General features: G+C 39.0%; 15 protein-coding genes. 5 read left to right on the top strand and 10 right to left on the bottom strand.

Going from position 1 to position 14,900, the window contains the following annotated elements:
- Window positions 1-143 precede the first annotated feature (143 nt).
- Window positions 144-767 (bottom strand): 3'-5' exonuclease KapD, encoded by a 624-nt coding sequence (gene kapD / locus B0I26_RS11455; protein ID WP_111645572.1) that lies wholly within the window; start codon window positions 765-767, stop codon window positions 144-146.
- 251 nt (window positions 768-1,018) lie between these two features.
- Here kapD and B0I26_RS11450 point away from each other — a divergent pair, with 251 nt between their 5' ends.
- Window positions 1,019-2,842: a transglycosylase domain-containing protein gene (locus tag B0I26_RS11450; protein WP_111645571.1), complete on the top strand. Its 1,824-nt coding sequence runs from the start codon at window positions 1,019-1,021 to the stop codon at window positions 2,840-2,842.
- Window positions 2,843-2,986: 144 nt separating this feature from the next.
- Here B0I26_RS11450 and B0I26_RS11445 read toward each other — a convergent pair whose 3' ends face one another.
- Complete coding sequence (locus B0I26_RS11445; RefSeq protein ID WP_111645570.1) at window positions 2,987-3,544, bottom strand: DUF5366 family protein; 558 nt, start codon at window positions 3,542-3,544, stop codon at window positions 2,987-2,989.
- 362 nt (window positions 3,545-3,906) lie between these two features.
- Between B0I26_RS11445 and B0I26_RS11440 the strand changes: the two genes are divergently transcribed.
- The 3 genes from B0I26_RS11440 to B0I26_RS11430 all read left to right on the top strand — a co-directional run bounded on the left by B0I26_RS11440 (window position 3,907) and on the right by B0I26_RS11430 (window position 6,900).
- Complete coding sequence (locus B0I26_RS11440) at window positions 3,907-4,338, top strand: hypothetical protein (protein ID WP_111645569.1); 432 nt, start codon at window positions 3,907-3,909, stop codon at window positions 4,336-4,338.
- A gap of 28 nt (window positions 4,339-4,366) precedes the next feature.
- The gene (locus tag B0I26_RS11435; protein ID WP_111645568.1) at window positions 4,367-5,695 is read left to right on the top strand and encodes an ArsB/NhaD family transporter; all 1,329 of its coding nucleotides are present in this window, start codon (window positions 4,367-4,369) and stop codon (window positions 5,693-5,695) included.
- 599 nt (window positions 5,696-6,294) lie between these two features.
- Window positions 6,295-6,900, top strand: coding sequence for a biotin transporter BioY (locus tag B0I26_RS11430; protein WP_111645567.1), 606 nt, complete (start codon window positions 6,295-6,297; stop codon window positions 6,898-6,900).
- A 46-nt stretch (window positions 6,901-6,946) separates the two neighbouring features.
- On the opposite strand, the gene B0I26_RS11425 is transcribed toward B0I26_RS11430, so the two are convergent.
- The 4 genes from B0I26_RS11425 to B0I26_RS11410 all read right to left on the bottom strand — a co-directional run bounded on the left by B0I26_RS11425 (window position 6,947) and on the right by B0I26_RS11410 (window position 10,743).
- Entirely contained in the window at window positions 6,947-7,945 is a 999-nt protein-coding gene (locus B0I26_RS11425) for an inorganic phosphate transporter (protein ID WP_111645566.1), read from the bottom strand.
- A gap of 17 nt (window positions 7,946-7,962) precedes the next feature.
- Window positions 7,963-8,583: a DUF47 domain-containing protein gene (locus tag B0I26_RS11420; RefSeq protein WP_111645565.1), complete on the bottom strand. Its 621-nt coding sequence runs from the start codon at window positions 8,581-8,583 to the stop codon at window positions 7,963-7,965.
- Between the two features lie 221 nt (window positions 8,584-8,804).
- Entirely contained in the window at window positions 8,805-10,298 is a 1,494-nt protein-coding gene (locus B0I26_RS11415) for a leucyl aminopeptidase (protein ID WP_111645564.1), read from the bottom strand.
- 61 nt (window positions 10,299-10,359) lie between these two features.
- A complete protein-coding gene (locus B0I26_RS11410) occupies window positions 10,360-10,743 on the bottom strand; it encodes a DUF309 domain-containing protein (protein ID WP_111645563.1) in 384 nt (127 codons plus the stop codon).
- A 101-nt stretch (window positions 10,744-10,844) separates the two neighbouring features.
- On the opposite strand from B0I26_RS11410, the gene B0I26_RS11405 reads away from it, so the two are divergent.
- Entirely contained in the window at window positions 10,845-11,657 is an 813-nt protein-coding gene (locus tag B0I26_RS11405; protein ID WP_111645562.1) for a cobalamin-binding protein, read from the top strand.
- 33 nt (window positions 11,658-11,690) lie between these two features.
- Here B0I26_RS11405 and B0I26_RS11400 read toward each other — a convergent pair whose 3' ends face one another.
- The 4 genes from B0I26_RS11400 to B0I26_RS11390 all read right to left on the bottom strand — a co-directional run bounded on the left by B0I26_RS11400 (window position 11,691) and on the right by B0I26_RS11390 (window position 14,576).
- On the bottom strand, window positions 11,691-12,380 hold the full coding sequence (locus B0I26_RS11400; protein WP_111645561.1) for a 3D domain-containing protein: 690 nt from the start codon (window positions 12,378-12,380) through the stop codon (window positions 11,691-11,693).
- Window positions 12,381-12,599: 219 nt separating this feature from the next.
- Complete coding sequence (locus tag B0I26_RS11395; protein ID WP_111645560.1) at window positions 12,600-12,923, bottom strand: YuiB family protein; 324 nt, start codon at window positions 12,921-12,923, stop codon at window positions 12,600-12,602.
- Between the two features lie 70 nt (window positions 12,924-12,993).
- Window positions 12,994-13,122, bottom strand: a complete 129-nt coding sequence (locus B0I26_RS18300; RefSeq protein WP_181502857.1) for a YuiA family protein — start codon at window positions 13,120-13,122, stop codon at window positions 12,994-12,996.
- 230 nt (window positions 13,123-13,352) lie between these two features.
- On the bottom strand, window positions 13,353-14,576 hold the full coding sequence (locus B0I26_RS11390; RefSeq protein WP_181502855.1) for an NAD(P)/FAD-dependent oxidoreductase: 1,224 nt from the start codon (window positions 14,574-14,576) through the stop codon (window positions 13,353-13,355).
- Window positions 14,577-14,900: the final 324 nt, after the last annotated feature.

Raw genomic sequence — 14,900 nt, 5'->3', positions numbered from 1 at the left:
AGATGTTCCGGACACTTCTACTTTTGGAAATAAATAAGGGGCTGACCCAAAAACAAAACGTCAGACCCCGCAATGCAATATATAGTGAATGGACGATTATTGCGAAAAGCACATGAGATCAGACATTTATCGGTCAGCCCCTATTACAAAGCAAATTTACTTAACAGCTTGCTGAAGTCAACACGGTCGCCAATCGTCGTCGGTTTTGGTTTCGCCATATATTTTTTATCCTTTTCAATCAGCTTGAAAATATTATACGTCGTGAACGCGTCATCAAGCGCACAATGATGCTTGCCGACCCCTTCATTTCCATACTCTTGTACGGCTTTCCATAAACCAGTTTGATTTTGCTCCCCAAAAAACTTTTTATATTCCATCGCTAAATCGCGATGCTCACCGGTGAACGGAAATGGGAGACCCGCTTGCGAGCAGTTATGCCTGAGTACTTTCATATCCATATTTCCCCATGTAATAACCGTACTTGGATACAGGCTGTCATATTCTCTCAGCCAGCCGACAAGTTCTTCAAAGCTAATGCCTTTGTCTACTTGTTCTTGGGTGATATTTAAAAACGACTTACATCTTTCTGTCAAAATTGGAAATTTAATCGGCTTTACATAAGAAGAAAATTGATCATAAATTTCCCCATTTAGTACGGAAACAAGACCGACTTCAATAATTTCCGGAAAAAAACCGCGCGGATTTCTTTTACTCTCGGGCATCGTAAACTCAAAGTCAAGAAATAAATACTGATGTCTTTCCTTCACATCTCCGTCCCTCCCTTTTCAAAAAAACACATATTACAGCCTTTTCAATAACAAAGCAAAAATATTATTTCGACCAGTGATATTATTTTCATTATATCATGAGATTCCATTCTTTTACGTTTTTTTTCGCAAAATATTTAAAAAGAGGCGGAATATTCAAACTATTAGCCTAGCATTGACCGTTTCTCTGTATGTATGGAAAATGATAGTATGAAACATAGCTTCTTTTTTACGAAGGAAGTGGCAAATAAGTGCGTACAATCATTGGATATTTATTGACTTTTTTTACCTTGTCCTGCTTTTATATACTCATTTTAAAAATTGAAGAAGAATGGAACAACGTCAAACCTGTTTCCGCAGTCCTTGAAGAAAAAATCCAGATCAACGATATTCATTTGCAGCAAAACAGTTATATTTATGACCGAAATAACGAATTGATTTCCGAACATGTGAACGAGCAAAAAAGAAAATACATTCCGTTAAAAGAGATACCAGATATTGCAAAACAAATATTCATTGTAACAGAAGACTCCCGCTTCTATGAACATTCCGGATTCGACATAGCAGGAGTAACCCGGGCCGCGATTGTCAACGCAAAAAGCGGTTTGCTTGAACAAGGCGGCAGCACCATTACGCAGCAACTTGCGCGAAATCTTTTTTTAAATCACGAAAAAACATGGAACCGGAAATTAAGTGAATTGCTTTACGCTTACCAACTAGAGAAAAAGCTGACAAAAGATGAAATTTTAGAATTATACTTAAATGCGATTTATTTCCAACACGGTGTTTACGGAATCGAAACGGCGGCTCAATACTATTTCAGCCGCCCGCTTAAGCAATTAAGCATTGGGGAACTTGCGTTTATATGTGCAATTCCTAACAACCCGTCATTATATGACCCGCTCACTCATTTTACCGAAACGAAAAAACGGCAGGAACGCATCCTGCAAATTCTTTTTGACAAAGGGATGATTAACAAGGAAACCTTCCATGCAGCGCGTTCACAACCCATTTCCTTGCGCTTGCAAAAGCCGGTTGACCGTTTTCCTGATTATGTTACATATGTGTACGATGAATTAAAACAACTCATTGCCCTTAAAGAAGGAATCAGCGGTGAACAATTGGACAAGCGGGCAAGCGAAGTATTGCAATCGGGAGTGCGGATTTATACGTCTCTTGATCCAAATATTCAACAGACAGCCATCAATGCCATTCAAACGTATCTTCCGTACAAAAATGTGCAGGGAGCAGCTGTTGTTATCGATCACACAGCCGATGAAATTATCGCTTTAACCGGCGGCAAACATTACAAAAAATTTGACTTTCACCGCGCTTTTCAAGCATATCGCCAGCCCGGTTCCGCCATTAAACCGCTGCTTGTGTACGGTCCTTATATCGATCGATTTCGAGCAACTCCTTATTCGCTTGTTAGTGCAGGAGCGTTTTGTAAAAATGGTTACTGTCCAAAAAACTACAGCAATCGCACTTACGGAATGGTAACGCTGGAAACCGCGCTTCAATATTCATATAACACGCCGGCCGTACGGCTGCTTAATAAAATTGGAATTGAGCAAGCATTTGCCTATTTGCAAAAATTTGCGTTCAGCGGTCTGACAACTAAAGACTATGCGCTTCCGGCAGCGATTGGCGGCTTTACAAAAGGAATGACACCGCTTGAATTAACAAACGCCTATACGACGTTTGCCCATGATGGAATATTCCAAAAAGCATATGCCATTCGCAAAGTAACAGATTTACAAGGAAATGTGCTGTATGAACGTCCGCAGCACGCAAAGAAAATTTGGAGCAAAAAGACAAATGATACAATGCGGCAAATGCTCGCCGAAGTCGTAAAAGAAGGAACAGCGAAAAAAGCTTATTTTCCAAGCCCTTATATCGGCGGAAAAACAGGAACGACAAACGATTATAAAGATTTATGGTTCATCGGGCTTACCAATCATTATACTGCCGGCGTATGGGTTGGCCAGGACAAGCCAGCAAATATGGAAGCGATAAGCAAACAAACACCGCATTTACATATTTGGAAAACGATTATGCAAAGAGCTGCCCCATAAATGCCTAACCTCACGAGCAGCTTACAATTATTAAATATCCATTGTATTGTGAGGTCTGAGACTTTGTTTCCTTTGAACGAGCCTCCTTAATAAAAAACAAGAAGCTGACCAGCTATCGTCAACCTCTTGTTTTTCATTATTTTATTAAAGGGGCAGGCTCTCTAAAAAACCGTTATACAGTTTTATACATACATAAACAATCGTTAACATAAACGCAAACCAAAACGCAACATGAAAAAACACCATTCCAACAAGGCCTGTCAGCGGTAACGTTGAATACGTTTTATAAACAAAGTAAATAAAATATGCGAGCGTTGTCACTAAAAAGAGAACAACCATAACGACAATATCATTGACAAACAGAAGGGACAGCATTCCACTTAAAACGTAAAACAACGAGCCAAAACGAATTTCATTTAAAACGGCCCCTTGTCGATCTTTTGAAAAAAATAACATCGACAGCTGAATCATCGTATCAGCAATCAATTTTAAGGCGGAAAAAAACATAAAAAAAAGTAAACTTGCGAGGAAAAAAAGAGTAAGTTTTATTCCGTTTTCCGAAAAAAACTCTAACATTCCGCTGTATAAGCCAAATTTTTTTAATAAACGAATGATTTCTGTTTCCGCATAAATGCCGAAAGCCATGCTGTATAATATAATTGCAATGAGCGGCAAATATCCGGTTACATATGTATTTTTCATAAATACATCCTCCTACGTTTTCATTATAAAAAATACACTATAGAGTGGGAATAATAGCATGAAAAAATGGATTCATTTATTGCTTATTTTTCTGTTATTCGGCTGCGCTAACTCAGCCGAACCAAAAATTACATTCTTTTCACGAGCCTATTGTATATGAAGCAGGGGTTATTCAGTCATCTCCTCATAAGAAAGAGGCAGAACTGTTTTTAACCTATTTACACAGTAATGAAGCAAAAAATTTTTAAGGATTTCGAATTTATATTGGAAGATGAATAAGGTTGTCCTATAATATTTGGAAGATGTGATTAAAAACAAATATACCGTACTCATACGTCATCGCAAAAAGGAGGATTGGGGGCTTGAAAAACGTTATTATCCATAAAATTGTAACATTCATTTTCACAGAAGAGCAGCTAAGAGGCTACTGGAACAAACAAAAGCCAGCTGTAAATTTTGATTCCCTTACAAATAAACAGTTAATGAAGCTTGCTGAAGATATGCTTCATCATTCTTCACACAGCCAGCTTGAACAACACATTCTTGATCATGGGTGGAGAACGAAAGATGAGAAAGAAGGGCTTGTATTAGAGGAAGATGAATCACGGGAAGATATCCATGTCGAAGTAGTCGATACCTCCATTCCCGGCCGTACATCACACAAATTATTTATTGACCGCTTAACGGAACTTACTTGCGATAGTTGTCAATTTTCCTTCTATCTTCGAGAACTGCATACGGATGGAACTAAATTAAGTTGTCCATCATGCGGCGGTCCAGTCAATGAAAAATAAATTACAATTTATGAAGGGATGAAGACCATTGCATGGAACAGTAACGCACGAAGTTTCGAACTTTCAGTATTACTTAGCAATCGTCATCTTTTTAGTTACTTACGCCATCATCATTTCTGAAAAAATCAATCGTGCTGTAATTGCTTTGCTTGGCGCGGCATTCATGATTGCGTTCGGCATCGTTGATTTGCATAAGGCGTATACGCATCATATTGAGTGGGGAACGATTACCCTCCTTATCGGGATGATGATTCTTGTCAGCATTACAAGTAAATCGGGATTTTTCCAATATGTCGCTATTAAAGCAGCAAAAATGGCAAAAGGAAATCCGATTAATATTTTAGTCATTTTATCATTGTTAACAGCTACGTTATCGGCATTTCTCGATAACGTTACTACCGTATTGTTAATCGTTCCTGTAACATTTTCCATTACAAAAATATTGCGTGTCAATCCTGTACCTTATTTAATCTCAGAAGTATTATTTTCCAATATTGGCGGAACCGCAACATTAATCGGAGACCCGCCGAACATTATGATCGGCTCAGCGAACAAGCATCTTGATTTTAACGACTTTCTATTTAATTTAACACCTGTTGTAATCGTTATCATGCTTGTTACTGTCAGCATTCTTTATTTTATTTATCGCAAGCAACTGAAATCTGATCAAAAGCTGATTGAACAACTAATGACAATCGATGAAAGGGAGTATATCAAAGATGCTGTTCTATTAAAAAAATCGGTAACCGTATTAGGATTGACGATTTTAGGCTTCATTCTCCATTCCGTTATCCATCTCGATGCAGCGGTTATCGCAATGACAGGGGCAATTATTTTAATGTTAATCGGCGTTAAAGAACATGAGCTTGAAGACGTCTTCGCTTCTGTCGAATGGGTAACGATTTTCTTCTTTGCCGGCTTATTTACATTGGTCGGTGGACTTGTCGACATCGGCTTAATTAAGAGCTTAGCGGAGCATGCCTTAGAAATAACCGGCGGAGACATTTCTGTTGCCTCTTATTTAATTCTTTGGGTATCAGGAATTGCTTCAGCAACGATTGATAACATTCCGTTTGTCGCAACAATGATCCCGCTTATCCAGGATATGGCAGTCGGCATGGGCTTATCCCCTGACTCCCCGCAAATTGACGTGCTATGGTGGTCGTTAGCATTAGGAGCCTGCCTAGGCGGAAACGGAACGCTCATCGGGGCATCCGCAAACGTCATTGTGGCAGGAATGGCGTCGCGTGAAGGGCACGGATTCAGTTATATGGATTTCTTAAAAATCGGAGCCCCTTTAACGCTCATTGCTCTGCTTATCTCACATGTCTATATTTGGATTCGTTATCTCATGTAGAAATTGATTTTCTAAGAAAAGCGCGTTCATAAAGCGAACGCGCTCTTTTTTATTTTTCCTACATATAGTAAAGAGGAAATTTTATAATTTTACAAAGGAAAGGATGATGGATTATGTATTTTTATAGTGCATATCCCACTGCACCATATCAACAACTTGGCTGCAACACTTATCCAGCGTTCCCTTTACCGCCTTATCGTCAATACCCGCCGGTCGATCCCACATTATTTAATCAATCTGCTATCGCTATGCAACTAACATGAACAATATCTTCGTTCGCTCCCATTTTACTTCCCTTCTCAATTTCTTTTACATAATCGTTAAAATCGTTCATAATTCCCACCTAAAATAATGATATAGTGTAAAGATAGTTTTTACAGATGACAAACAGAACATGCAAGGACATAGAAATTTTTATATGAGAAAAATAACTACGTAAATAAACTTTGTTTCATAAATCCTAGCCTATCGCTTTTCTAATCTATACAAATAAATTTTCTCTTCCTAATTGCAATTGTCAGCCCTTCCAAAAATAAGATTGACATATTTCCCGTTATTCGATACGATTTTGTTAACTATATATAGTAGGAGGTTAACATATGTCTAATCAACCAAGATTCCGCGCACTTGATCTTACCTTAGTCGGAATGTTTGTCGCGTTAATGGCGATTGGCGCAAATATTACATCATGGGCACCGTTTTTAGTGATCGGCAGCGTACCAATTACACTCCAAACATTTTTCTGCGTGCTAGCCGGAGCTCTTTTAGGCCGTCGCCTCGGAGCTTTAGCAATGACGGTTTATATGTTCGTCGGTTTGTTCGGTGCACCAGTATTTGCCCAATTTTCTGGCGGCTTCGGCATGATTGTCCGCCCGACATTTGGCTTTATTTTATCGTTTATTCTTGCCGCTTATGTAACTGGTCTTATTATTGAAAAAAGCAGCGGAAAACCTTCTGTTATGCGATTTGTCGTTGCTACATTAATTGGCATGGTGATTAACTATGTCGTTGGAACGAACTGGATGTACTTTGCTTTTAAGTTTTGGGCTCAAGCGCCAGAAGGGTTCTCCTATGCGCTTGTCTGGAGCTGGATGCTCGCCCCGCTTCCAAAAGACATTATCCTATCTGTTGTTGCCGGAATAATCGCGCCGCGCATTTATTTCTCGTTGCAAAAAGCGTCTTCTTATACACGCCACATCGCTTAACATAATAAAAAGTGCATGTCGTAAACGACATGCACTTTTTATTATGTTAGAAAAATAGTTTTAATACTTGGTAAACAAAACCGGCAATAAGTGCAGAAATAGGCAATGTAATGATCCACGTCAATACAATCCGCTGTGCTACTCCCCATTTGACACCTTTCACGCGTTGCGCTGCACCAACACCCATGATGGCTGATGAAATAACATGCGTAGTACTTACAGGCAAATGGAAAGTAGTTGCCGCAAAAATAATCATTGCCGATGAAAGGTCAGCGGCAGCTCCGTTGACAGGGCGAATTTTCATAATTTTTCCGCCGACTGTTTTAATAATTTTCCATCCGCCGACGGAAGTGCCAAGTCCCATAGCAAGAGCCGCAGAGATGCGCACCCATTCAGGAATATCTGTCGTTGCATGATAATTGGCTGCAATTAATGCCATTGTAATAATTCCCATCGCTTTTTGCGCATCGTTTGTTCCGTGTGTATACGCCTGCATGGCTGCTGTTACCACTTGGAACATCCGGAATCCTCTTGTTGTTCTTGTTAAGTTTGCATTTTTAAACATAATACGGAAAAGGCTCATGACAATAAAACCGACCGCTAAAGCAAGAAACGGTGAAATAATTAACGATTGTAAAATTTTAAGAAATCCTTCATAGTTTAAAATTCCGAAACCGGCAGCTGAAATTGCTGCACCGGCAATGGAACCGATTAACGCGTGTGAAGAGCTGCTTGGAATGCCGTAATACCACGTAATCAAGTTCCAGGCAATCGCTGCCGTTAATGCCGCTAAAATCACGACAGGACCGTTTTCTAACGCAAACGGGTCAACAATATCTTTTGTGATCGTCTTCGCCACTCCTGTAAATGTTAACGCGCCGACAAAGTTCATGACAGCCGCCAAAATGATTGCTTGACGAGGTGTTAGCGCTCTTGTCGAAACGGATGTTGCAATCGCGTTTGCTGTATCATGAAATCCGTTAATAAAATCAAACGCTAAAGCAAAAATAACAATTAAAACGGTTAGCATTAAGATTGTATCCATACTCTCTATAGTCTCCCTTACGCGTTACGCATAATAATCGTTTCGATTGTATTTGCAACATCCTCACAGCTGTCAGCGATTTCTTCAAGCATTTCGTACAATTCTTTATACTGAATGAGTTTAATTGGATCTTTTTGCGTTACAAATAAGTTTTTAATCGATGCACGTAAAATCTCATCACATTTTGATTCATAATCTTTAATTTTAATCGCGTGCGCTCTCATATCGAGCAATTTTTTGCCCGCTAAAAGCTTTAAAGCTTCAGAGATTTCAATTGTGCTTTGGTAAATATTATTAAAAAATTTCGCCATATGGTCATCAATATCTGTAAAAGAAAACATTTCAAAACGAGCAGCGCACTGCTCAAGGCCATCTAACACATCATCCATTTTCATTGCCAATTGGTGAATATCTTCACGCTCAATCGGTGTAATAAACGTTTTGTTAAGGGCAACCACTAATTCATGAATAAAAGAGTCGCCTTTCCTCTCATATTCCTTCATGACGCGGGCAAACTCTTTTAAATCGCTTAAATTATTAATTTTGTACTCGACAAAATATTGCGCCCCTTCTTTGACATTTTCTGAAATGGTAAATAACAAATCGAAAAACACGTCTTTTTTTGGTGAAAAAATCATCACGAAAACCCCCATTTATTACTACATAAATATATAGAAAAAAAGAGCCACCTGTCCTATTTTATCAAGATATGTCGAATTTACAATTATTTTAGCTAAAATTTACACAAAATTAACATTAACTTAATATTTATTAAACAAAAATTTTGTTACTATCTCATTTTATTTTTGCACAAAAAGAAAGGGGTTATCCGAAATAAACGGACAGCCCCTTCTGCAAACTACTCAAAACGCTCGACAAATGCCGCAAGCGTGCGCACCATCACTCCTGTCGCACCGGCCGGTCCAAGGTCATGCGCGCTTGACGTCACCGATGTACCGGCAATATCAAGGTGAACCCAAGGTGTATCTTCGGCAAACTCGCTTAAGAAAGCACCTCCCATGATCGCATGCCCCTCACGTCCCGGAGAATTATTCAAATCGGCAATTTTACTGCTGCGAACGCGTTCTTTATCTTTCTCCGTAATTGGCAAGCGCCAAATAAATTCTCCCGTCTCTGCCGAAGCTTCCAGCAATTGTTCAAACAATTGCTCGTTGTTTGTCATTGCTCCAGTCGTGTGATTTCCCAACGCAACAATCACACCGCCTGTTAACGTAGCCACATCGACAATGTAATTGGCTCCATGATGCTTTGCATAAGTAATCGCATCAGCTAAAATCAATCTTCCTTCAGCATCTGTATTTTTGACTTCAATCGTTTTGCCGCTCATGGACGTAATCACATCATCCGGCTTTAATGCATGACCACTTATCATATTATCCGTTGCCGGAATAACGGCAACCACATTTTGTTCAGGACGAAGCTCACCGATGATTTCCATTGCTCCAAGGACAGCCGCAGCTCCTGCCATATCCGTTTTCATGTCCACCATGCTCTCCCGCGGCTTCAGTGAATAACCTCCTGTATCAAATGTTACCCCTTTGCCGACTAAACCGATGACATTTTCCCAAGTTTCTTTTCCTTGATATTTTAAAACAATCATTTTCGGCGGTTCCGCAGATCCTTGATTGACCGCAAGAAACGCACCCATGCCGAGCTTTTCCATATCTTCTTTTTCAAGCACTTCATATTCAAAATCGTATTTTTTTGCCATTTCTACTGCATAATCGGCTAAATCAGCAGCTGTTAACATATTGCCTGGCATGTTCACTAATGTGCGTGCAGAATTCGTCGCCTCTCCATATACATAGCCGACTGTTAAACTTGCTTGAACCTCTTCCTGGGCACCTTGTGTATAAACGATGACCTTCTCAATTTGTTTTTCCGGCTCATTTGCTTTTTGTTTATAGCCGGCAAACTGATAGGTTGCAAGCGGCAGCGCTTCGGCAAGAGCATGGGCTGCTTCATTGTAGTCAATCTTCCCATTGGTGAACGTATCAAGTGCAACCGCTATCTTTGTTAATTTCGCTTCTTTTACCGTTTTAAACAGCTTACCAAACGCTTCCCTTAACACTTCAAATGTGAGATCCTCTTCTTTTCCCAAACCGACAAAATAAAGCCGCTTTATATTTATTTTCCCAAGCGTATGTACTTTTGTAACCGCTTTTTTCTTTGCTGATATATCTCCTTCCTTTAACAAAGTCATGAGCTGTCCATCAAGCAGCTCGTTCATTTCTCCTGCCAATCCATCAAGCTGTTTATTCTTTTCAAATAGCCCAATGACTAATACCTCATGTAAATAACTTAGATCAAGATGATTTAATACGGTAAACATAAAAACACCTCCATCTTTTTTCTCTCAATATATAGCACAAAACAATAATGATTTTGATTATCTAAATATGATCTTGCAAATACAAGAGAAGTGTCGGCAGCTTAGGTAATTGATCAACTTTATCAAATTCAACACGCTCAATATTACGCGGCATGATTGTAAGACAGCGCTCAATAAATTCATTTACTTCCTCAAGGTTCACTCCCCAATAAACCGGCCGGTATTTTTGAATATACTGCCTGGCCGCTTCCATCATCATTCTTGCCCCTTTCACATTGCCATAGCTGTAATGATAAAGAGCAACCGTCATTTGCAGCATTCCTTTTAAAAAATAATTTTCTTTGTCGGTCATCCAAATTTCTTCAAGCAAATCATGGCAAGTGTAATAGTCCCCTTCGTTAAACTTAATAAAAAACTCATAGTACTCAAGCGGGTAATTCTCCAAAGAAATCCCCCCTTTTTTCCATCATAACAAACAAGGAAATAAAACAGAATATATCGAATTACATAAGTGGAAATTTCTTATGAAAAATCAAGGAGGTTATAATGAGGATTATTTCGATTTGTCCGAGCAATACAGAATTGCTTGAGTATTTAGGAATGACGGAACATTTAGTTGCGGTAGATGATTTTTCCGATTGGCCTTCAAACATCGGGCATTTGCCACGTGTCGGCCCTGATTTAAACATTAACATGGATTTAGTCGAACAATTACATCCTGATATTGTGCTTGCCTCTCTTAGTGTTCCCGGTATGGAAAAAAATGTGGAACAATTGCAAAAAAGAAACATTCCCCACCTCGTTTTCAATCCTGATTCTTTGGACGAAATCGCAAACGATTTGCTCACATTAGGAAATGTTTTAAATGTAAAGGACAAAGCCCAAATAATCGTTCAAAAATTTTACACTTTTATGGATAAGTACAAACAGTTATCCAATAAAATTGACCAAAAAGCTCGACTTTATTGGGAATGGTGGCCGAAGCCCGTTTTTACTCCCGGTAAAGAAAACTGGTTAACAGAAATTAGTTGGCTTGCTGGAGGAGTAAACATTTTTGCCGATCAAAAGAGAGCGAACGTGCAAACGGATTGGGAAGAAGTAAAATCGCGCAATCCGGAACATATTTGTCTTGCATGGGTAGGGGTAAGGACGGACAAAATCAATGTTGACATGATTCGAAAAAGGCCTGGCTGGAGTGAAATGAAAGCGGTGAAACAAGGAAGGATATATATCCTGGAAGAAGCTTTGTACTGCCGTCCTTCTCCCCGGCTTCTGCTCGGTTTAAAAAAGCTGGCCGCCATTCTTCACCCGCATATTTTTCCGCCGTATGATGAAAAAGATCCACTGTTAGAAAACTAAAAAGGGCAGGGGCGCCCCTACCCTTTTTTACTTTTAACTTTTCGCTTTTAAATATTGCTGGCGGAATACTTGCATCGTCTCATTTTCATTCAGACTTATCAATTCTTCTTCTGACAGCGTTCCGTCACCTTTTTCGACAATATATACATCAACCGTCTTTTTACCCCAATATTTATATACGTCTTCTACAGTATCGTAATATAAGTCAATGCGGTTCCCTTTGATCGCACTTCCTTTATCTGCAACAACTCCATATCCATAACCGGGAATAAACAAGATGGTACCAATCGGAAACACATTTAAATCAGCAGCAATCGTTGAGTATAAATCTCTTTTTACTTTCACTCCAGAATATGTAATTCCGTATTGCGGATGATCCGGTGTTTTTCCTGTCGACTCAACTCCTGCTGTATAACCGGTTGCAGTGACTGTTTTTGCCGGGTATTTTGACCAGTCAAATGCCTCTTCAAGACGAACTGAGTCATTAAAGGCTTGTTTAGATGAAATTTGCGGTTGCACGCGCTCTTGCCGTTGTAGCTCTTTATCATCTAACCATACGCGTTTTTCCGCATCATCATCACCATAAACAAAACGATAACTATAAAACCAATCAGGAAATATCTTTGCCTCTACCCCGGAAATAGATTGAAAGGTAGTTAGTAGTGCAAGAAGGAATAAAATAGACATTGTTATTCGTCTTACAGTGTTCTTAAATTTATTCATTTCCTCACTCCTCTCATAGTTGTATTTATTTCCAAAATAAAAAGGAAATATACATATTGAGAGGAACAGGAAACACAAACATGACTTCTTCATAAAAAAAGGGCTGACCGAAAAAAGCAAGTGTCAGACCCCACAACCATAACAATTAGGACATAGCAATGGATAAAAGCACAATATATTGTGAGTTTCGCGTGAGGTCAAACACTTATAGGTCAGCCCTTAAAACATTTGATACCCTTTAGCTCGCAAAGCACGAATGGCGATACCAGCGCATATCGCCCCAAACAAACCGCTGCTTAAAATCATAATATCAGCAGGGGCCAAAGATAAAATTCGTTCTTTCAAGGCACCGAAAGAAGTAACAGGATCAGTAAAATATTGAATAAACTTTACATCATCAATGATAAATATAAATACGATTGGACTTAATATCGCCATAATCCACGACATTCGAAGCAGCATATTCAACAAAAAGCCAATGCCAAAAAACAATACAAAAAATAATAACATCGATATAATTAAAACAGGCAGACTCATTTCCATCCCTACTCACCTCCAGTACATCATCCTTAAGTGTACTGAATCGTGAAAAGGGAGTCAATGAATTACAATGCTATTGTTTATCTTTAACTGTAACACCTTTTCCAGAGCAACAGTAACAAGTTTCAGAACCGCCTAAAACTAATTGTACATATCCGTTCCCTGAGCAATATGGACATACCGTTTGAATGGTTTCTTTCATGTTGATTCATCCTTTCATTAATTTTCTTAATTTTCTGATAATATATCAAAATTTTTGTTAAAAAGGAAAGAGGGAATTTCGGGCATTTAGACGAATGTAAACGGATACATCATGCATATGCTTCCATAATCTTTATTTTTCTTAATTTTTTAAATTTTAATCGTACAAAACAAAAAAGGCAAAAACAGAAGAATCATCTCTCTGTTCTTGCCTTTTCGTTTTATCGATAATTAAAAGAAATTGAATTTACCCTTTTTCATCACTAATGACGAACCACCGATTAAGTATAAAGCGCGGTTATCAATCATTTTCTTCATGAAGCTGGCTTTTGAACCCCAAATTTTCTTGCCGAATACAACACCAATCGCATCATCTTCACCGAGCGAGCAAACTGAACCTTTAAGATCTGGTTTAAACGCTTGCAACTCACCTTGCTGGCGGATAAGCACAGCGAGGTTTTTCGCACAAACTTCACCTTGCTGCATGGCAATTTGTGCAGTTGGCGGGTATGGGCGGTTCGTTTCTTCGTTGATAATTAACGAACAATCACCAACGATAAATACATTTTCATAACCTGGCGCACGTAAGAACGGGTCAACTTTTACGCGTCCGCGCATTGCTTCAAATCCTGACTCATCAATCACATAACTGCCGCGCACACCTGCTGCCCAAACAACAGTACTAGCTTTAATTTCTTCTACTTCATCGCCTTTGGCAACGATGATGCCTTCTGGCGTGCACTCTTTAATTGCTGTTCCAATTTTGAATTCGACACCTTTGCGCTCTAACAAGTTCACCGCATACTCAACTAGCTCTGGATCAAAACCAGGAAGAACGGTTGGAGCCGCTTCAACGCAAATAATGCGCACCTTATGCGGATCGACGTCGTATTCGCGGCAAAGCTCTGGGACACGATTCACTAACTCACCAAGAAACTCGATACCTGTGAAGCCTGCACCGCCAACAACAATCGTTAAACGCTCATCACGTTTTTCTGCTTCTGTGTTATAAGTCGCAAATTGATACTCAATGTGTTCGCGAATTTGACGGGCTGCGTTTACGTTCGCAATAGAGAAAGCATATTCTTTAATACCTTTAATACCGAATGTTTCTGACTCAAAACCTAACGCAACAACTAAGTAATCGTAAGATAATTCACCATTTTCGAGAATCACGCGGTTCTCCTCTGGCACAACCTTGACAACTGTATCTTTCACGAAATTAACTTTGCGGCTGTCAATGACATCGGCAATCGGATAGCGAACACGGTCATGATGCAGCGTACCAGCAGATGCTTCATGCAACCATGTTGATTCATAATGATAGTCGTTTTTGTTTACAAGCGTAATGTTCGCTTCATTGACACCTACCATTGTTTGCAGGCGCACTGTTGTCATTAAACCACCATAACCAGCACCTAAAATAACAACATTTGGCTTTTTCAACCGAATCACTTCCACCCTTTTTAATTTTTTCAGTTTGAATTGGCTATATTGTACCGCTTCAAAAATTTTTATCGAAAAAGTTTGTGAATTAATTCACGATATACTACACAAAAAAATACATACATTTGTAAAAATGTTGTCACAAAATCTTAACAATCTATTCACTAAATCATATTATTCGTTTTTCCGACAATTTTCAAGTCATTTTTATGTTTTTCGTCCTTATTTTTTATCGCTTCCCCGCTCGTTTTAAAAACCTCAAGTACAAGCCTGTTCAAAGCACCAACCGAATATGATAAAATGAATTATGTGCTAAAATTCTGAATTGAGTGA

It is taken from the genome of Paranoxybacillus vitaminiphilus, assembly GCF_003259935.1.
Classification (GTDB): domain Bacteria; phylum Bacillota; class Bacilli; order Bacillales; family Anoxybacillaceae; genus Paranoxybacillus; species Paranoxybacillus vitaminiphilus.
The sequence above is the reverse complement of the archived record's forward strand: the minus strand, read 5'-3'. Positions and strand labels throughout refer to the sequence as shown.

What these genes read in the sequence shown, in the direction of transcription:
- B0I26_RS11445 (WP_111645570.1), bottom strand. Translation starts at nt 3,544, where the DNA reads ATGAAAAATACATATGTAACCGGATATTTGCCGCTCATTGCAATTATA.
- B0I26_RS11430 (WP_111645567.1), top strand. Translation starts at nt 6,295, where the DNA reads ATGTCTAATCAACCAAGATTCCGCGCACTTGATCTTACCTTAGTCGGA.
- B0I26_RS11425 (WP_111645566.1), bottom strand. Translation starts at nt 7,945, where the DNA reads ATGGATACAATCTTAATGCTAACCGTTTTAATTGTTATTTTTGCTTTA.
- B0I26_RS11420 (WP_111645565.1), bottom strand. Translation starts at nt 8,583, where the DNA reads ATGATTTTTTCACCAAAAAAAGACGTGTTTTTCGATTTGTTATTTACC.
- B0I26_RS11415 (WP_111645564.1), bottom strand. Translation starts at nt 10,298, where the DNA reads ATGTTTACCGTATTAAATCATCTTGATCTAAGTTATTTACATGAGGTA.
- B0I26_RS11405 (WP_111645562.1), top strand. Translation starts at nt 10,845, where the DNA reads ATGAGGATTATTTCGATTTGTCCGAGCAATACAGAATTGCTTGAGTAT.
- B0I26_RS11400 (WP_111645561.1), bottom strand. Translation starts at nt 12,380, where the DNA reads ATGAATAAATTTAAGAACACTGTAAGACGAATAACAATGTCTATTTTA.
- B0I26_RS11395 (WP_111645560.1), bottom strand. Translation starts at nt 12,923, where the DNA reads ATGGAAATGAGTCTGCCTGTTTTAATTATATCGATGTTATTATTTTTT.
- B0I26_RS18300 (WP_181502857.1), bottom strand. Translation starts at nt 13,122, where the DNA reads ATGAAAGAAACCATTCAAACGGTATGTCCATATTGCTCAGGGAACGGA.